Source organism: Wolbachia endosymbiont (group A) of Scambus nigricans, assembly GCF_947251485.1.
In the GTDB taxonomy this organism is placed as follows: domain Bacteria; phylum Pseudomonadota; class Alphaproteobacteria; order Rickettsiales; family Anaplasmataceae; genus Wolbachia; species Wolbachia pipientis.
This window is the reverse complement of sequence record NZ_OX366356.1, coordinates 149,011-168,082: the sequence shown is the minus strand read 5'-3', so window position 1 is coordinate 168,082 and position 19,072 is coordinate 149,011. Positions and strand designations below refer to the sequence as shown.

11 protein-coding genes and 2 pseudogenes are annotated in these 19,072 nt (G+C 35.2%); 5 read left to right on the top strand and 8 right to left on the bottom strand.

The window, feature by feature from the left end:
• Nucleotides 1-54 precede the first annotated feature (54 nt).
• From OPR46_RS00965 to OPR46_RS00940, 6 genes are all read right to left on the bottom strand, one after another.
• On the bottom strand, nucleotides 55-2,871 hold the full coding sequence (locus tag OPR46_RS00965; protein WP_265043504.1) for a hypothetical protein: 2,817 nt from the start codon (nucleotides 2,869-2,871) through the stop codon (nucleotides 55-57).
• On the bottom strand, nucleotides 2,852-5,206 hold the full coding sequence (locus OPR46_RS00960) for a VirB4 family type IV secretion/conjugal transfer ATPase (RefSeq protein WP_265043503.1): 2,355 nt from the start codon (nucleotides 5,204-5,206) through the stop codon (nucleotides 2,852-2,854). The genes OPR46_RS00965 and OPR46_RS00960 overlap by 20 nt, the downstream gene beginning before the upstream one ends.
• Before the next feature lie 51 nt (nucleotides 5,207-5,257).
• Nucleotides 5,258-5,626: a hypothetical protein gene (locus OPR46_RS00955; protein ID WP_265044041.1), complete on the bottom strand. Its 369-nt coding sequence runs from the start codon at nucleotides 5,624-5,626 to the stop codon at nucleotides 5,258-5,260.
• Between the two features lie 94 nt (nucleotides 5,627-5,720).
• On the bottom strand, nucleotides 5,721-6,971 hold the full coding sequence (locus OPR46_RS00950) for a hypothetical protein (protein WP_265043502.1): 1,251 nt from the start codon (nucleotides 6,969-6,971) through the stop codon (nucleotides 5,721-5,723).
• Between the two features lie 123 nt (nucleotides 6,972-7,094).
• Nucleotides 7,095-8,123 (bottom strand): NAD(P)H-dependent flavin oxidoreductase, encoded by a 1,029-nt coding sequence (locus OPR46_RS00945; RefSeq protein ID WP_265043501.1) that lies wholly within the window; start codon nucleotides 8,121-8,123, stop codon nucleotides 7,095-7,097.
• Nucleotides 8,124-8,128: 5 nt separating this feature from the next.
• Nucleotides 8,129-8,650, bottom strand: a complete 522-nt coding sequence (locus tag OPR46_RS00940) for a cytochrome b (protein WP_265043499.1) — start codon at nucleotides 8,648-8,650, stop codon at nucleotides 8,129-8,131.
• An 828-nt stretch (nucleotides 8,651-9,478) separates the two neighbouring features.
• On the opposite strand from OPR46_RS00940, the gene OPR46_RS00935 reads away from it, so the two are divergent.
• Both OPR46_RS00935 and OPR46_RS06940 read left to right on the top strand, forming a co-directional pair.
• Complete coding sequence (locus OPR46_RS00935; RefSeq protein WP_265043498.1) at nucleotides 9,479-10,675, top strand: phosphoglycerate kinase; 1,197 nt, start codon at nucleotides 9,479-9,481, stop codon at nucleotides 10,673-10,675.
• Nucleotides 10,676-10,724: 49 nt separating this feature from the next.
• Nucleotides 10,725-11,299 (top strand): annotated as a pseudogene (locus OPR46_RS06940) (EndoU domain-containing protein); the annotation flags it as partial.
• Between the two features lie 29 nt (nucleotides 11,300-11,328).
• On the opposite strand, the gene OPR46_RS00920 reads toward OPR46_RS06940, so the two are convergent.
• Nucleotides 11,329-12,188, bottom strand: a protein-coding gene (locus tag OPR46_RS00920) for an IS630 family transposase (protein WP_265043306.1) whose coding sequence is annotated in 2 segments (ribosomal slippage) — nucleotides 11,329-11,864 and nucleotides 11,864-12,188 — 861 coding nt in all. Because the reading frame shifts where the segments join, the coding sequence is not laid out codon by codon here.
• A 63-nt stretch (nucleotides 12,189-12,251) separates the two neighbouring features.
• Here OPR46_RS00920 and OPR46_RS06935 point away from each other — a divergent pair.
• Both OPR46_RS06935 and OPR46_RS00905 read left to right on the top strand, forming a co-directional pair.
• Nucleotides 12,252-12,870 (top strand): annotated as a pseudogene (locus tag OPR46_RS06935) (transposase); the annotation flags it as partial.
• Between the two features lie 38 nt (nucleotides 12,871-12,908).
• On the top strand, nucleotides 12,909-13,064 hold the full coding sequence (locus OPR46_RS00905; protein ID WP_265043491.1) for a hypothetical protein: 156 nt from the start codon (nucleotides 12,909-12,911) through the stop codon (nucleotides 13,062-13,064).
• 117 nt (nucleotides 13,065-13,181) lie between these two features.
• Here the strand turns inward: OPR46_RS00905 and OPR46_RS00900 are convergent, their stop codons facing one another.
• Nucleotides 13,182-15,971 carry a WPE palindromic element domain-containing protein gene (locus tag OPR46_RS00900; RefSeq protein ID WP_265044039.1) on the bottom strand — a complete coding sequence of 930 codons (2,790 nt, stop codon included), beginning with the start codon at nucleotides 15,969-15,971 and terminating at the stop codon, nucleotides 13,182-13,184.
• A 100-nt stretch (nucleotides 15,972-16,071) separates the two neighbouring features.
• Here OPR46_RS00900 and OPR46_RS00895 point away from each other — a divergent pair, with 100 nt between their 5' ends.
• On the top strand, nucleotides 16,072-19,026 hold the full coding sequence (locus tag OPR46_RS00895; RefSeq protein ID WP_265043490.1) for a phosphoribosylformylglycinamidine synthase subunit PurL: 2,955 nt from the start codon (nucleotides 16,072-16,074) through the stop codon (nucleotides 19,024-19,026).
• Nucleotides 19,027-19,072: the final 46 nt, after the last annotated feature.

Genomic DNA, 19,072 nt, shown 5'->3' with positions numbered 1-19,072 from the left:
CTTTACTTTAATTAATTATTAAAACGAGAGCATAATTTTCAGAGTTATATCTTTTTACCTTAACAATTCTTTTTTGACTTCCTCTTTAATTATCCCACTTATATTCACGTTAAGATCCCCTACCCAAAAATCAGTCATAGTTTCAAGATCGTATAGATCCTCTATTACTTTTTTAATAGCAGCATTTATTTCTTCTTCGTCAAATTCCTTTATAATAGGTCTAATCTTCACATACCCTGGAGAGCCTTTACCATAAATTCCTTTGCTTTTATTAATGCAGCCACCTGCACCAGATCTACTGCTTCTCAAACCACTTCCACACTCTACTGTTTCATACTTGATTTCACCATTTTCTATATATGCTATTTGATTGTCTTGTGTAGACTTCAGTTTATCTGCCTTTACAATTTTCTCCTCTAGCTTTAAATCTTGCTTATGAATTACTGTTTCCTCATAACCCTTACCACCGTATGTTCTATACTCACCTCCACCTGCAACAGTAATCAGTTGCTGGCAATGTTGCTTCTGCGAATTGCACATTTCTATGAAAACAGGTCCCCCGTCCTTATCTGAGAGGTTACTTTCCTGGTTACCCCCTCCCTCTGTGACTTGCACCTTAATTATAGGATAATTAGGATCGATTTTCAGTTTAGCTTTAATATAATCTCCTGGCATCCCTACTCTGCTTTCAGTAGAATGGCATTTTTGATTGTCACAGCCACTACCTTGTATATGACCTGCTTCACCACTTCCCCACGCTTCCATTTTAATACGATCAAATTTTATTGATAAGTCATCTGTATAAACATCTTTATTTTTATGATCATAGGATTTTTCATTATTTTTTTCAAGATCTGGTTTCTTATTTTTCAGATGTTCCTTGATTATCTCTTTTAATTTTTCTTTTAATTTCTTTTTGAGACCTTCTAAATCGAACCTACACAATTTATCAGCGTAAAAGACCTCCGTTCTGTTTGCTTTAATTGGTGCTTCTTGTTGTGTGACAACGCCATTTGTATTTTGTGAAATCTTTGTATAAAAAGGTTGAGTGTTTTCTTTGTCTACATATCGTGTTGAACGGCTGCATGTTCCATTAAAGCAGATACAACCATCATCACCTTGATTACATTTTTCTCTATGCTCTACATCCGTCAATTTGTATACTACTTTCAGTCCTTTACTAGATTTAAATGTATCGTCTATCTCATCATTTCTTTTTACACAGTAACTGCATTCTCCCTTCTTCTGCTCATTTTCATCAGGGAAGAAAACATACCCTTGTTTATTGAATATTATTTTATCTAACTCACTCTGATCTCTGTTTAAGAGATCGGCTCTTTTATTTTCCTTGCTCGGAAGATAATAGAACTGATTTGATTCCTTGGAGTAAACAGCATTGTATTTAGTATATCTTGTTCCCATTAATTTTAGTGGTATTATTTTATTTTCTCTTTTAAGAACAAACTCCTCTGGTTCTGGCTGCCATCCAGAAAGACAAAGCATTTTACTGTTAGAATTTCCTTTATACTTTACTTCTATTTCCGGCTGCCCAGAGTTATTAAATTCACATTGAATAGATTTGTCTTTTAACTTTTTCTCAAAATCATTAAAACTATAAAAACTTCCGCCTTTAGAACATTTAATTCGCACATCAGGAACATAGCCATATTCTTTCAGAACTTTAAATTGTTGCGGATTACTTTCTAATATACCTTCTATAATATTAGAGATATTACTATCAGTTGTTTTTGCTACTATTGCTGGTTTTACTACTTTTAAAGATAGGGGGCCAATGTTTATAGGATGGTTGAGGTCAGTATTAACATTAAAAGTACAGGAACCATTACTATAGGTTCCATGTGCTTTAGCACAAGTGCTCTCACTCATCTTCATTTCTACTTTCAATGTATTTGCATTTACTATCTCCACTATCTCAGGTTCTGGAGCAGGTGGTGCAGGAAAACAGCGGATGAACTGTGGATTGTTTTCATCTATACTTTGAGTTCCAAGGTATTCAGCGCAGAGCTTATCTTTTTCTCTATAAGTTTTGAAGTAGTACGTGATGCCATCTTTGTCTAAAATAGAGCGCCACTCAGCTTTATTTTCTCCATACCCTTTAGGGAAATCTAATTTTTCTCCAATCTCTCCGTCTCTTCCTTTCAGATCACCAATGATTACCTTAACCTTAGGATTAAAGTAATCATTGTCTTTATCTGTTATAGGAACAATTCTAACTTGTGGAAGCGACATTGCAAGTTGTTCACAAAATGGAGGGGGGCCAGGTGCAAGTGGAACAGGAGCACATTTTACTGCCGTTTGGTAGCAGGTATCACAGACTTTTTCCATCTCCCCAGGACGGAAAATATTCTCACCCGAAAATACTCTAGAACCCCATGAAGAAATTTCTGACATACAAGCCCCTTTTTGACTGCAAGCACATATTTTAGGAGAGTTAGCGAATCTTCTTTTTTCCTCATCAGTAACACCGTCTGCCCATTCCCATTTAAGAACCCGAGCAATTTCTCCTCCAGCTTTTGTTTTATCTCCTTCCCAGTCGATAAAAGCTGCAGCAGAAACTCCAGCTCCTGTACCTTGCGTTCCATATATCTGGAGGCAGGATTCCCCACTTTGTAAGTCATAACAATAACTTTGTCCATCATAAGCACATACTCTAATTTTGGGATTAAAGTAACCATCAACTCCTTGATCTTTTATTGCTTGCACCTTAATTTCCTTTACCCAATCTCCACCAACTATTGCTTCCCACCAAGTATTACTTTCTACAAATGTTGGACAATCAGCATATCCTTGATACGAAAGACCAAGTATCAAAAAAAATATCAATAAGAAATTAAGCCTTACACTTCTCATAAAATACCGGTAACCACTCATTAACTTCTTCTCCTTTTTCCTTTATTGCCTCGTACATATACTTTATCGTCTCTTTGTTAGCTGAAAGTACATGTATTTCTTGCATATTCTTTAAATCTAAATTTAAAGTTACTAATCCTTTATACTGTTTTATCAAAAATAAACCTTCCTGCGTTGGCGTCTGCAGAATTATATTCAGCTCCTCTTTTGATAAAGAAAATGCTTTCATGTATAATCTATTTGCATTGACGTTCGGCATCAAGATTCTTGTATCAACATGTTTATCTAAATATTGAGTAAATTTGCTAGCAAATGCGAGATTTAAATTTTCAGTACTTAGGATTACTACAACATTTAGTTCCGTCATTCTTTGCATCCAGTTATCAAACTCTTTCTCTGTAGGAAAAATATTACTTATCTCCCATGCTTCATCCAAAACAAGTATTGCAGGCGAGCCATCACATTTTGCCTCAAAAGAATATAAAAAATAGTAAAGTATCACGGACATACATTCCTTTTGTTTTGTAAGGTTTGCGGTGTTGAAAGATATAATTTTTGTTTCCCAGTCAATATCTGATTCATTACCATCTTGAAATAAGTAAGCAAAGTCACCATCGTCACACCATCTACTTATCTTACCCCCAAGGAGCAAGAGCACCTCAGAAATTTGTGAAATAGAACGTGATTCCTTGGGTATAGCAAATATAGAATCCACAATTTTTCTTATCTTTTCTTCTACGTCCACCAAGCTCGTATCGGCTACCATTCTTCTGATCAGTTCAACCAACATATTGCGATTGGAAGCACTATCTTCAATGTTTAGTGGATTAAATTTTAGGCTTTTGTCCTTATATTTTGGATCGATTATGTAATATTTACCACTCACTGCTTTAGTAAAAATTATTGATTTTCCAGTGTTATCCAATATGACAATTCTTGGGTTAAACTTTCTTGATTCTGATAATAGAAAATTAATGAGTGAAGTTCTGCCTGAATTTGGAGCTCCGAGTATCGTAGTATGGCCATTATTTCTTTTTCCATGAAAATTAAAGAAGTAAGGATTTCCTTTTTTTGAGAAAAAAATCATTACCGCTTCTTTCCACCTTCTTCCTTTTAATGTACCTGACGTAAAATCGTGCAGCATAGCAAAGCTGCAAGCGTATTTTGTTAAGATATTTTTCGGTTGCGTAATAAAAGCAAAATTGCCTGGAAGTTGTGCCCAAAAATGACTTTCCATATGTAAATCAGTTCTAAACATCATGAAGCCAACTAATGACATTATAGAAGATAAATCACTAATACTTTCAGCTAACTTATTCCTATCATCTGCAAATATTGTAAAAATAATTTTCTGTTGGCAGAAGTCTATACTAGAGGTCTTTTCAAGCTCTATTATTTCTTCAATTCCTGAGCTTTTAAGTAAGGTATTATCCTCACTAATTTGCAGCATGTTGATTTGTTTTTTAAATTCTTTTATTGCTTTGTTATTACTAGTAAATATCATTATTTCTGTAATGATAAATTCAGATTCAAGCTGCAAGCATCTATCTATATTACCTAAAGAGATTTCCCGGTATTCTTTTATGCTGAAAATAGAGCCAAATTTCTGTTGATTTTCAAATATTGTTTGAAACGTATTGAAACCAAAAGCTATTTTAAAATTTCTAATATATTGCGACAGGTCCCTTTCATGTATTGGATAATCTTTGTGCGTTAATGTAACAATATAGTGGAGAAATTCTATCATTTCAGAATATATTTTACCTTCACTAAACCTTAGACTCAGTTTTTTAGCTCCAAAAGGTCCTAAATCATTTTGAATTACGTCAGTTATCTTTTGCAACTCCTGATGGCTTTCTTGTAAAGACAACTTATGCTTATTCTTTATTCTATTGAAAAAAAACGAATTATTAGTATGCTTGCCAAAATCGCTAAACAATATTACAATGTATAGTTCATTTATATACTGTAATTTACTATCAGTTAGTTTATTAAACCACGTTGAATGTAGGTTGTCAGAGAAGTCTTCAGTTTTATTCCATTTCAAGCTCAGTTTATTGCGCTTTCTAACGGTATGAATCCAAACGGTAAAACACAGGCTATTAATATTTTTTGATATGCTTTTTCTAATTTCAGTTCTGAGGTCGCTGTAGTTATCAACAGAAGAATAATCTTCTAACTTGATTATTTTTAACAATTCTCCCTGTTTTGTTAGTATGGTTTCTTCATCGTAATGACAAGCATAAGGAACAAAATCTAAATCAATGCTTTCTAGTAATGCTAAGTTGTTCTTTTTTTTAAGCTTAGAGTTAACTGTTGGTACTTTTAACTGCATATGCGTATTCAATAAAGATAATTAAAAAAGATAAAAATACTATCTTAATTTTTATCTTTTTTTTTCGCTATCGGATTGTAATTTTATATCTTTTGCAAAGTTAAATTTTTCTTTTAAGTAGTCTGTTGCCTTTTCTGTACTACCGAACATCAGGACCAGTACACCAAACATTATCATAAAAAAGATTAGACCTCTGAACACTACTGCAAGTATCACTGCAGCTATACACAACCCTATGATTGTTGAAGGACTCATATTTTCTACAGTATCTTTAACTGAAAATGAAGAAATAAAATTTTTTACCGTTTCTTGTATACCCTTTAATTCATCACTCGCCGAACTTGCTTCGCTAGAATATGATGCAAAAATGAAACTTAATAAGGCTACAAAAACCAAAACTTTATTCAATTGAATGCGCATCAACTAAACACCTTTTAAACATTCCTCAAATATAACAACTTTTATATCAACAGGCAAGAACTGAATTCACTTATCCACTACAAGTAACACATATTTAATTTTTACCGCTGTGAACATGCTGTAAGCTCTTATCATCAACAAGAGGACTCACATTAATGGATGTTAATTTACTTGATAGGAAGTTTGAATGCAATTCAGCTACTGCTGCTATAGCAAGCACTGCAACCATAGCAAGGAGTCCTGCTCCTATCAATCCTGATGTCATTGCTCCTGCAACAATGCACCCTATTGTGGAGAGAGCACAACCTGCTATAAGTGCAACGTGAAGATTTCTGTTATTGGGTTGGTTTTTAAGTAGGGTATCTTTCTTAACTTGATCTGGATTTGCTTGACCATCTGAGTTTTCATTTTCTTGCATTTTTGGCTCTTTTTTTACAGTCTGCTCTGGCTGCACTTGAGTCTCGTTTTCTTTTGGGGATTCCAAATTTGATTCTAATAACTCAGTTTTTTCTCCACCCTCTGGTTGTAAGCCATTATCTTCTTCAACAGAGCTCAATGTTGAGGTTAAACTTTCCTCAGATGAAGTGTTTGCTATTGATGTTAAACTGTTTTTTCTACTATTTATTGGTAATATCGAGTTTTTTTCACTCAGTCCAGGTGAGTCTATTCCACTATCTGAGTCATTGCCACTACTGAGTTTAGAAGTTTGCTTCTCCTCTATTTCTTTCACAACCTTGCTATATTTTTCAAACACTTCCTCTGTAACAGAGGAATTACTAAGTATTTTATTATCACCACTTTTTTTCTCAGCTACATTCAAGGGTGTTTCTTGTGTGTTGTTTTGCTCTTCAATATGTTTTAGCTGCATTTGATCTTCAATATTTTCTTCAACAGCATTTGGTATTGAGCTTACACTGCTGCTCCTGTTAGTAATATCCAAAATTGTTTGTACTATTGCTGAATTTTTTTTTGAGTCTAGTTTTTTTGACTCTGTTATTTCTGCTGTCAACGCTGGAAGAAAGTGTTGGATATAATTATTATAATGTTCTCTTTTTTTCCCCACTGATTTTTCTAACTCAGCTAATGCTTCAGGACTAGTTCCTTGCTTGGATGACTCTAAGTGTTTTGCAATAGCCTGCTCATTTTGTCGTTCTCTCAGTATTTTTTCCAATTCAGCCAATGTTTTAGGACTAGCTCCCTGCTTGAACAACCTTTTGCATTCTTTGGAAGTCTCATCTTGATTTTCTTGATAATTTTCTGCTGTTACCTTTTTGTATATAGTGTTGCTCAATTGTTGGTTAATATCTCCTTCCTTACTCTTAGGTTTTTTAAAGAGACTGTGCATAATATTCCTCCATACATAATAAAATGTATAGATACCTCTTTAGCGTTAATTTTACATTAAAACTGGGCAATTATGCCATATCATAAATAATCGCGGCAACTTGCTTATTGGAAGGTCGCTTAACTATTTGCTTTCTGGGCTTTCTACTTCTACAGATTTGCTATTAATATGATTCTTTGCTTGTTGAACTAACATATCCACTACTTCTTTTACAGGCTTTTCCCTATCAACCATGCCAACACTTTGGCCGGCCATTAAAGATCCTGTTTCAACATCTCCTTCAATCACTGCCCTTCTTAAAGCTCCAGCCCAGAACTTTTCTATTTCAAGCTGCCCATCTTCTTTTGAGATCTGTCCCTTTTGGTATTCATCAATAACTTCTTTTTGACGCTTCATGAAGTCATCGCTTGCTTTGTTGGCTATAGCTCTTACAGGAATTACAGGAAAATCAGCACTTATCTGTACAGAAGGTATTGCATTACGTGCGGCCGATTTAATAAACACTTCCTTGAAATTTTTGTGGGCAATTGACTCATTAGTGCAGACAAATAATGTACCTATTTGACAGCCACTTGCTCCCATTTCCAGGTAATTAATTATCATTTCACCTCTTCCTATTCCACCTGCAACAAACACTGGTATTTGTTCATTTTTAAAATGAGGCAATATCTCTTGTGCAAGAACAGAAGTGCTAACTGGACCTATATGCCCACCTGCTTCCATTCCTTCTATTATTAATGCATCTACTCCCATTTTTACTAACCTTTTCGCAAGGCTTAATGCTGGTGCAAAGCACATAACTTTAATGCCCACACTCTTGATTTTTTCTATATTAGGCTTCGTTGGCAGTCCACCGGCAAGAACTATGTGGCTCACTTTCGTTTCAATACACACATCTATCAACTCACTCAACTTTGGGTGCATAGTAATTAGGTTTACACCAAATGGCTTGTTAGTTAATTGCTGCGTCTCTATGATTTCTTTTTTTAGCAAGTCTGGAAACATTGCACCACATGCAATCACACCAAAACCACCAGCGTTTGAGATTGCTGAGACCAAGTTTCTCTCTGAAACCCAGCTCATAGCACCACCCATTATAGCAAACTCACTGCCAAGAAAATCTGTTCCTTTTTTCCAGAGGCTACTTAACATATAACCTATATCATACGTTTAAAAATGTTTTGTTTATCTATAAATGTGTGTTTTAAGGCGCCAAGTATATGTAAGATCACAAAGAGTACCATAAAATATGCAAGCATCGAATGTAACTCGTTAGCCGTGTTAGCTAGATCTTTGTTTTGATTAATCAACAAAGGGATATGAAAAAAATATTTGATCTGTTTGCCAGAAGCAGAAGACATGACATAGCCAGATAGTGGCATTAGCACCATCAAAGAATATAAACCAAAGTGTACTGCTTTACTTATATTGATTACAAACCGAGAAAAATTTGCTAGAAGTGGTGGAACATAAGTAAAGACGCGAAAAAATATGCGTACTATGATTAATCCAAGAATAGTGATACCGCAAGCCTTATGAATAGCGTATATGTTGAACTTAATTTCATTGCTAAGTGGTAAGCTTTTCATATAAGGTCCAGAGCAAAGCATACCGATAATAAAAACAGCCATCAACCAATGGATAACCCTTAAACCTAGGCTATATTTATCGTCTTCCATTTTGATTACCCTAAAGTAGCATTTATATAATAGAAAAACTATTTTTCAATCAAAATTATTAAAGCAATTTAGATTTACCGACAATGTAGCTATACAAATTCGATCCAGCCGAGAGTCAAGTAGCAGGCACTGGCATCTAAGTCATAGAAACGGATCAAATGCAAAACTTACTTGACACCCTTCGCCAGCTCCCTTATCATGAAACTGAAGCTATTTATTTATCTTCTCTGTACGGATTAAATGACAAAAAAACTCACGTATCTGGCGTCTCATGTTTAATTTTTTGCACTATGTGCACCTTATGTCTTTATAAAGTTCTAGTTTTTTACCTAATATAAGCTGAAATGCGCTATTTAAAACATTAAAAAACGCCAACTTAAAAAATGGATAGTGAATAACTAGCTACCCTAGGGTTTCTTTTGCCTTTTTTTCTGTTTAGTAAATTTCTTAAACATTTATGACTAAAGGTTAGTTGCATTAAAAAGCAGCTAAATCGCGGTTATTAAGCGTTTAGAATAAAAAAACGCCATACTTGAAAGTATAATGTAAGTAATTAGCCAACCACGGAGCTTCTTTTGCCTTTTTTTTCTGTTTAGTAAATTTCTTAAATATTTATGGCTAAACGACAATCGTCATCCCTGTAAAGGTCAAGTATCCCGCTACGTGTTAGCGGCTAAGAGATACCCGGCGGTATGAGGGTTCGTGATGGCATGACGATAAGGTTCCAGTGTCAAGCGTTTGGCATGCAAATTTTCTTAAACGTTCGTAAACTCAAACTTTACTTTAGGTCAAACTGCTGTATAGTGGCTTTATAGCTTTAGTTTTACAATGAATATACCCAGTATAGAAAATTGTGATCTTCACAATAAAACCGTCTTACTCAGAGTTGACTTCAATGTTCCTATAAAAGATGGAGAAATTCGTGATGTCACTCGTATTTTGAGAGCATTGCCTACTATTCAGTATTTAGTGAATGCGAGTGCAAAGATTATTATTATATCACATTTCGGACGCCCAAAGGCCAGAGACAATAATCTGTCGCTAAAAAATGTAATTGACACTTTATCGCAGTTACTAAATAAAAAAGTGAAATTTATTGACGATTGCGTTGGTGAAAAAGTACAAAGAGCAGTAAGTGTTATGGATGCAGGAGATATAATATTACTAGAGAATCTAAGATTTTATGAAGGGGAAAAGGAAAATGATGCAAACTTTGCCAGACAATTAGCATCTCTAGTGGATATATATGTAAATGATGCATTTTCTTGCTCTCACAGAGCTCACGCTTCTATTTCACGCATTACAGAATTTTTACCTTCCTATGCAGGATTTTGCTTGCAAGATGAGCTAAAGTATCTTGAAAAAGCTGTATCGTTTAAAGCTAAACCTATTACTGCGATAGTTGGGGGAGCTAAAATATCAACTAAAATAAAAGTGCTTATGAAGCTAACAGAAAAGGTTAATTACCTAGTTCTAGGTGGTGCAATAGCCAATAATTTTTTGTCATTTAGCAAAGTAAATATAGGGAAATCTTTCTTTCAAAATGGTGTTGACGACCTTCTACATAATATTGTTGAAACAGCAAATAAAAACAATTGCAAAATAGTTGTGCCAGAAGACGTTCTGGTTGCAGTAAACTCTGATTACAGCACTAGTATTTCAAGAAGAACTGAGTCCATTTTGGACGGTGATATAATTTTGGATATCGGAGCACAAACTTTGAGTACAATAAGCAGTATAATAGCAAGCAGTAAGACTCTGCTGTGGAATGGACCTATTGGTGTTTTTGAACATTCAGCTTTTGCAAGCGGTACAATAGGGGTAATGAAAATCGTAAGTGACTTAACGCACAAAGGAAAGTTAACCAGCATAATAGGGGGAGGCGATAGTCTATCTGCAATAAGCGCTGCAGGCCTTACCGATAAGGATTTTACATATGTTTCCACTGGTGGAGGAGCATTTTTAGATTGGTTAAGTGGCGATGAAATGCCGGGAGTTGCTGCTCTGCAAAAACGATTAGATTAAAACTTTTTTAAATTATTTCTTATAGGCTAGCTTTTTTGTGAACGTGATTATGTCGAAGACAGTTAAACTAATTTTGTGTTTAATAATACCAATAATAGGATTTATTTTTTATATTAAGGATCATTATTTTCACACCGGCTATGTAGAAGAAAATGTTGAAGTCAATTTTGAACCATTTTTCAGTTCACAACCAGCCACCGTTTCAGAATTAACTGACTTCGATAGAGGAGTGTTGAAAGTTTGTGGAGATTGGGGAGCACATCCAGATAAAGAAGATTTCAAAATTTTACTTAGTTGTCCGCAGCATCAAGAAGTAGTGAAAGGAATATATAAGTGATTACGCCAGATGCGGATTTGGAGTTACTTAAAGATGAACTGGCTAACATTTGGTTTACAAATAGTGGAAGTGAAAAAGAAACTATAGGGTTTGTACATATTTTTTGTGGTGAGCCAAACGATAAACTAGGTGGTATGCATTTTGTAGGTAGATATGTTGAAGCTCAAGAAGATAAATGGGCAGGTGCAATTTGGAATGATAAGTCCCTATGCAATAAATCAGATATTAAGCCGCCAGTTTATACATTTGGAATGAAATATTTAGGTAAGGATGGGGAAGTGAAAGTTATAGCATTTCTCATAATAGTCCGAACAGGTCATAGGAAGGCAGAATCAACAGCACGACGAAAGGATTCGAATAGAGGAATGTTTTTCCTGGCTCTGTTTTTTATAGCAAACCAATGATGCTCAATTTTGTTGAAATCTGGAGAATAAGGCGGCAGATACAAAATTTCTGCACCAACCCCTTTAGCAAGCTCGATAATCTTATCAGACTTATGAAAAGTAGCATTGTCAAGAATGACAGTCTGTCCAGGTTCCAAGATCGGTGTCAAAAATTGCTCAAACCATCCATTAAAAACATCCATATTACAGTGGCCTTCAAAGGTTAACGGAACAACTATCTTTCTTCCACTTAAGGCTGCAACCATACTGATTCGTTGAGTTTTCTTTCCAGATTTTAAGGCATAAAACCGCTGTCCTTTCTGGCAATATCCGTAGGGGTAGTCTTCGGTGTTATCAATGCCAGACTCATCTATATACACTAAGTTTTTAGGTTCTTTTGTCGCTATAATTTTCAAAAATTCAGCACGTTTTTCTTCGTTTCTTCCCTTGTATCCATATGTCTTTTTTTGCGCGTAAATCCAATTTTTTTAAGGGCTCGATAGATCGTTTGGATACTAACGTTGTTCCAAAGTTTAGCCATTTCCGATAGAGTCTTTCCTCCGTGTTCTCTGGCAAATTTGGCAAACGTATCCCAGTCGGTAATTTTGTGATTGTAACCCCCATTTCCAAGTTTTTTTGATTGAAAGTCTCCTGTTTCTTTTCTTCTTTGCCGCCACTCCCATAAAGTAGTTCGTCCAATCTTAAATCTTGCTGCCACTGTTTCTCTGCTTTCTCCTTCGTCTAGCGCTTCCATTGCTTTTTTTCTTAAATCATAACTATATGCTGCTGGCATTCAACCTCCTTATCATCATCTACCCTTATCCTATCACATCCGGACTTTTATGGAAAGAGCTATAATATGGAAGATATCGAAATTGCTATAGACAGTACAGGAATTAGTATAGCTCTTTTTACAATAATCCGAACAGACCGTAATATGCTACTGGCCTGCTATAGCCATAAACACATATCTTATCGCATTCGGACTATTATAAGAAAGGCTATATATACAACAACACACAGCAAGGAAAATAGCACTGACAGAAAATATCGTGGCTATGAGCAAACGAGAAAATTGCACGTAATGTTGAATATAAACAACAAAAAAGCCATAGCTGTAAAATACAGTAACGGCTGATCACTATGGAGCTTGTGATTTGCTAAAAGAAGTTGATTTTCAGCATGCCATAAAAGCACTATATGCAGATAGAGCATGTGATAGGCACAAGTTTTATAAGTTGTGTAACGAATATGATATAAAGACAAAAATTCCACCAATAAACAATGCGGCAGAACATCCAGAAATAGATTATATGTCTGACAGGAATGCTGCTATTAGGTTAATAAAATTATACGGTGAAGATGGCATGAAAGAATGAAAAAAAGAAGTAAATTATGGGAAAAGATCTTATATTGAAGGGTTTTTCTCAAGATTAAAGCAAATATTCGGATTTAGTTTTAGGAATAAATCTGAGATATAGCTCTTTTTACAATAATCCGAACAGACCGTAATATGCTACTGGCCTGCTATAGCCATAAACACATATCTTATCGCATTCGGACTATTATAAGAAAGGCTATAAATCGAGAAAAAGAACTGCTAATCAAATGCTATTTGCTTAATAAATTCACTGATATTGGTATGGCTAAATTTGAGACAGTTACATGAATTTACCATAAATCACCATCTCATAAAGTATGATGCAACAAAGCCATCCCAGTGTCTGGGCACTGGGATGACACCCTTTTGGATGGAAACCAGTGTCAGGTACTCGGATGACACCATTTACAACCACTCTCCTACCCTTTCTAGCTGTTTATAGCTGTTAAATCTCAGGAATTTATCAAAATATGGAGAGGCAATAAAGGGTGTGGAATTACTTAAATAGTTAGATAAAAAACCAGGCAGATCATTTTTTAATTCTTGCATTTTGTATCTATAATTTTGTATAGGAATAACTTTTATTTTATCATAATCAAGTTTCCAATAAGCAAGTTCTGAGACTTCTCTTTTTGTTATATGTTCTACCGCTAAGGCTTGTAAAATTAATTGCGGAAAAAATCCCGACATTACTTCTTCATTGGAAGGTGGTGTACCAAGCTTATAGTCTATAATTGCCACTTGCCCACTTGGTAGATACTCAACTCTATCACATCTTGCTATCAGTGAAATTTCTTGTGGCTTATTTGTCATCCAAGCAGTTTCATACTGATCACAAGAACCAGTGTCACGCGCTGGAATATGAAATATCGGACAGGAAAAGTTCTTTTCCAACTCAACATAATTGCTTCGAGTTTCATCAAATTCGACAAAAGATTGAATTATCTTTTGTAGTCTTACCCACCACATATTTGAAAAATTAAACTGAATAGTCGAGAATGCTTCTCGTGCAATGCTCATTGGAGATTTTTTGTTGCGTAAATATCTTGCAAGAATGTTGTGTACCATAGTGCCAAATTCCAATATCGATGGCTTAAAATTCAAGTCTCTTAATTGTTTAAGGCCCATTATATATTCAACGTAAAATGAATAAGGATTACGAATTAGCTTTTCTATTGCACTGCAAGACATCACCTGCATTTTTTCTTTTCTAACTTCGGTTTGAGGTTTTGGCATAGGCTGAGTACATGGAACAGTACATTCAGGCGTATTTAATATCCTTAGCCAATCACGATACGGCTGCTTTCCCTCCTTGAGTAGAATTTCCAAACGCTGCAATAGAATTGGTTTTCTATGGCTTAGCGATCTTGTAATATAAACCTTACTTGCACAAAACAAATTGTGTAAAGTATAAAAAAAATACCCCTGCTCTTCTTGCACGGAAGGAAGATTAAATTTTTCTCTCGTAAATGCATTCAAAAGCGGATTTTGAAAGCTTGGCGCTTCATTAAATCCAGCAAGTATTACAACTTTGTTGTGATATAAGCTGAATTTATTCAAGTCACTTGCTACAGAGAAAAACTCTTTCTCTAAAAATAAGGTCAGAATTTGGCTATATAACTCTAAGGAGCATTTAATTCCTACACCCTCACATGCATTTGAGAAATTACAGGTAAAATTACCTATTTCACTATTTAGCTCTGAAAAATTTATACCAGATAATATATTAATACACTGCAAATGAGTTGCTACCACATCAAAAATAGAGCAATTTATAGAACGAAGCAAAGGATTAAATATAACCTCTAACTTACTGATAATAAGTAATATATCTTCTTTGTATTTTAGCTTTTTATGGGCATTGATAGCATTTATAATATCGCTCAGGCCATTTGTACTAAAGTTGCGTAATATCTCTATTTCAAATTCAGATAAAATCCGAGTGTACTCTTCTTGAGTGTAACCAAAAGTCACTAGCCTATGTTTAAGGAGCGAAAGTAATGACACACTGCTCCAATTTGAGGTCAAAACTTCGATACTATAAAGCAGAAGCGTTATATAAGGGTAATTTTCCGGTATGGCACTGTGTTGCCTTGATAAACATGCTATACGAGCTGCAAGTAATTTATCAAAGACGACCAAAGAAATGTTTTCATAACCTTCATTTTCTATAATTAATGATGTCACTTGTGCTTCTTCCTCTCTGGAATCACAAGTGATGACTTCAATATTGCCAACATGTCCACTACTAACTTTGCTTAGATCGGCAGTTGTATCAAAGACGTAATCTAGATATTCCTCAGGACTTCCTGTTATCCCGGCCCTTTCTTCTGTCATCCCAGTGCTTGACACTGGGATCCAGTTTTCATTATACAGCCACCTGGTGCGCTCATTTAAAGTTAAGTTTTCTGGATCCCAGTGTCTGGGCACTGGAGAACACGCTTCTGGCAGAAAACTTACATCCTCTCTGCCTATACTTAAATAACCTAGCAGATCTTTCAGACAATATTGATAGTGTTTTTTATCAAGCAATTTCCAGTCTTTCTCTTTAATTTTCAAATTCAGGTTAGGCAGAATTATTTTTCCAAATGGCAGATCATATATAGCCTTAATTAACGACTTATCCTTTCCAATTCCAACAAAGACTATATATTGGTCTTTTTGTAAAGAGGTTATCATACTGTTTATGTAATCACTCTTATGTTCTAATATATCTACTACTCCTAAATCTTTTAAAATTTTATTCCATGTTTCAATAAGTAAATTTATGAAACTTTCTATTTTTTTTGAATGTTCATCGAACTCTGCCATTTGGGTATACTGAATTTTATCAAGCAATGATGGCAGGCTATAAGCTAAATCAATTGGAAAATTATCATTATTTTTTCTATTCCACTCCAATATGAATTGAATGAGTAGCAGCGTCCTTTTTGTTGGCTTGATAACTTTGACTCTATCAAGATTTAATATTAAATCCTCCTCATCGATGTTCTCTAGCGAAACTATCTTTGGCAAAATTATGCATTTTTTAGCGTTATAATTCTTGAATGCACTCAGCAGCGCTATCACATCCCTCTTGCAAGGAAGTATGATCTTTACTTCAGGGATTTTTTCTCTTTCATATTCAGAAAATATATGCTGGACCAGCACATCGAAAAGGGATTCATCCACATTAACGGTAAAAACTCTTCCCACTAACAGTAACAATTAATACAATACTTTTATTGTATAGAAATTATTCAAAATATAAACGTGCTTGTATGCTATTATATATTAAAATCTTTTATAACATTACATGACAAACATCAGAATAGAAGTTTTAAATAAATGTGAGCAAGTTGGCTGCAGATGGTTAGTCAACGTTTACTCGATTTATATACACAAAGAATTACCACCAAAATTATATGAAGAAATTTGTGGGCTATTTTATAATAAAGTCATACAAGACTGCCGTTATTATTCCTACAATGAAAACCTTGAAGAAGTTCAATATAACTTCATAGAACCACAAGCAAAGTGGGGCTTGGAGATAAGCTTTTTACCTGGCATGACCGACAATGTAGGCAACACAGTGAAACAAATTGTTAGAGAATATTTAATAAACAAGAACTACATTGATGAAAATGTTTATATCAAAGCAAGAAGTTCAAAATTGATTCTAAGTCAAGCAACTGAAGATGATATAAAACAAGAATTTAATCCTATCACTGAGTATTGCACACTTATCTGTAAGAACTATAGCTGGAAATATTATGGTAAATACAAAGCAAACTCTTCAGCGCTCTCTTACTTGTCATCCCAGTGTCCAGACACTGGGATCCAGAAAAAAGATGTAGATTCCAGTATCAGCTACTCAAATGACACCATTAATGGCAAAGCCAAATCTGTTAACTTAAACGTAAGTAACCAAGAACTTGAGAAAATCAGCAGAGATGGAATCGATGGTAATGGCACTTTAGGGATCTCTCTGGCAGCAATGAAAGCTATAAAGGATTACTTTAAAAAACTTAATAGAAATCCATATGATATTGAACTTGAGTCCCTAGCACAAACTTGGTCTGAACATTGTAAGCACAATATCTTTTGCTCTCCCATTGATGAAATAAAAGATGGCCTATACGCACATTATATTAAGCGTGCAACGCGTGAGATAAATTCTGACATATGCGTGTCAGTTTTCTCCGACAATGCCGGAGGAATAATTTTTAATGACGATTACTTAATCGTAGATAAAGTTGAAACCCACAATAGCCCTTCAGCTCTTGATCCATTTGGTGGAGCAATGACCGGAGTACTTGGAGTAAATCGTGATATAGTTGGTTTCGGGAAAGGCGCGGAGCCTATAATGAATACCTATTACTTTTGCTTTGCCAAAGAAGCAAAAGGCAAGTTTTATAGGGACAAAGAGCGCACTGATGAGATCTTACCGCCAAAATATATAATGAAAGAAGTGATCCACGGTGTTAATGTTGCTGGTAATTGCTCTGGTATTCCAACGCAACTTGGATCGGTATATTTTGACGATAGATTTTGTGGCAAGCCGTTAGTTTTTGTTGGCAGTGTCGGAATTATTCCGCGCAACATAAATAACGCACCTTCACACATCAAAGGGCCTAAAAACAGCGATAAAATCGTAATTATTGGCGGAAGAGTTGGAAGAGACGGAATTCACGGTGCAACGTTTTCTTCAGAGGCTTTGTCGGGAAACAGCCCTTCAACGATTGTGCAAATTGGTGACCCTATAACACAAAAAAAACTATCCAATGCCGTCATAAAAGCAAGAGATCTTGGTCTTTATAATGCAATAACGGACAATGGAGCAGGTGGGCTGTCGTCGTCTATTGGTGAAATGGGAAAAGACGGATTTGAAGTTGATTTGAGCAAGGTTCTCCTTAAAAACGATGGTATGGCTCCGTGGGAAATATGGATATCAGAATCACAAGAGAGAATGACCTTAGCAGTGCCAGAAGAAAATCTCCCTATGTTTAAGCAAATCATGAAAAAACATGATGTGGAGGTTTGTGTGATTGGAGAGTTTAATGAGAGTGGTAAAGCCGTTGTTAAATGTCCTAAAGGGACAGTAATAATGGATATCGGAACTGAATTTCTGCATGATGGTAATCCTAAAATGCATTTACAGACAAAGCCGTGGTCTAAGGGGATTCCAGCGCCACGCGCTGGAATGACAACAAGTTCGCCTTCTTTAGAAATTGAATTAAAAGAAATGTTAAGCAGACCAAACATTTGCAGTAAAGAGTTCATAGTGGTGCAATATGATCATGAGGTTCAAGGATCGTCAGTGTTAAAACCACTGCAAGGCAAGGGAAGAATGTGCAGCGAAGCTATTGTCTCAAGGCCTGTTCTTTCTTCAAATAAAGGTGTTGTAAAATCGCAAGGATTTGGCTCAAGTTATGGAGAAATTGACACCTACCACATGGCAGCATGTGCAATTGACACCGCGATACGCAACTATGTAGCCGCAGGAGGAAATATAAATCATCTAGCGTTGCTCGACAATTTTTGCTGGTGTGATGCTTATAATCCAGAAAGGTTGTGGCAACTAAAGAAAGCTGCAGAGGCTTGTTACGACTTCGCAACTGCATTTAAAACACCATTCATATCCGGAAAAGACAGTATGTTCAATGACTTCAAGGGATATGATGAAAATGGCGAGAAAGTGATAATCTCTGCACCACCTTCATTACTCATCTCAGCAATTGGAATTATAGAAAATATTGAAAATGCGGTATCGCTTGATGTAAAAATGCCAGGGGACTTGATATATGTGCTTGGAGAAACACTTGATGAACTTGGTAGATCTGAATATCAGTTATATAGTGGAATAGGTAATAACAACGTACCAAAAGTTGATGCAAAGAGCGCTAGGAAGTTGTATGAGCGTTACAACCAGGCAATAAAAGATGGCATAATTGCCTCTGCAATTGCACCAAACTTAGGCGGATTAGTTATTGCTCTGGCAAAATCGCTAATTGCAGGAGACCTTGGTGCTGAAATCGATCTTTCACTAGTGCCAATAGGGAAAATACAAAATACAGACATAATAAACAAGATAATAATGTTTTCTGAATCGCAAAGTAGAATTTTGGTTACTATTGCACCACAAAATCAGAAGAGGTTTGAAGAATTGTTTGAAGGTGCAGTTTATTCATGTATTGGCAAAGTAACAGAGAAAAAGGTGCTAAACATAAAGGATGTTTTAAAAGTAGATCTGAAAGATGTGGCATGCTAATATAAAATATTTTTCTTATTATGCTAAATAACTCTTTTACTATATG

Bases quoted from the DNA above. Each gene is read 5' to 3' on its own strand.
- OPR46_RS00965 (WP_265043504.1), bottom strand. From the start codon at position 2,871: ATGAGAAGTGTAAGGCTTAATTTCTTATTGATATTTTTTTTGATACTT.
- OPR46_RS00960 (WP_265043503.1), bottom strand. From the start codon at position 5,206: ATGCAGTTAAAAGTACCAACAGTTAACTCTAAGCTTAAAAAAAAGAAC.
- OPR46_RS00955 (WP_265044041.1), bottom strand. From the start codon at position 5,626: ATGCGCATTCAATTGAATAAAGTTTTGGTTTTTGTAGCCTTATTAAGT.
- OPR46_RS00950 (WP_265043502.1), bottom strand. From the start codon at position 6,971: ATGCACAGTCTCTTTAAAAAACCTAAGAGTAAGGAAGGAGATATTAAC.
- OPR46_RS00945 (WP_265043501.1), bottom strand. From the start codon at position 8,123: ATGTTAAGTAGCCTCTGGAAAAAAGGAACAGATTTTCTTGGCAGTGAG.
- OPR46_RS00940 (WP_265043499.1), bottom strand. From the start codon at position 8,650: ATGGAAGACGATAAATATAGCCTAGGTTTAAGGGTTATCCATTGGTTG.
- OPR46_RS00935 (WP_265043498.1), top strand. From the start codon at position 9,479: ATGAATATACCCAGTATAGAAAATTGTGATCTTCACAATAAAACCGTC.
- OPR46_RS00905 (WP_265043491.1), top strand. From the start codon at position 12,909: ATGCTACTGGCCTGCTATAGCCATAAACACATATCTTATCGCATTCGG.
- OPR46_RS00895 (WP_265043490.1), top strand. From the start codon at position 16,072: ATGACAAACATCAGAATAGAAGTTTTAAATAAATGTGAGCAAGTTGGC.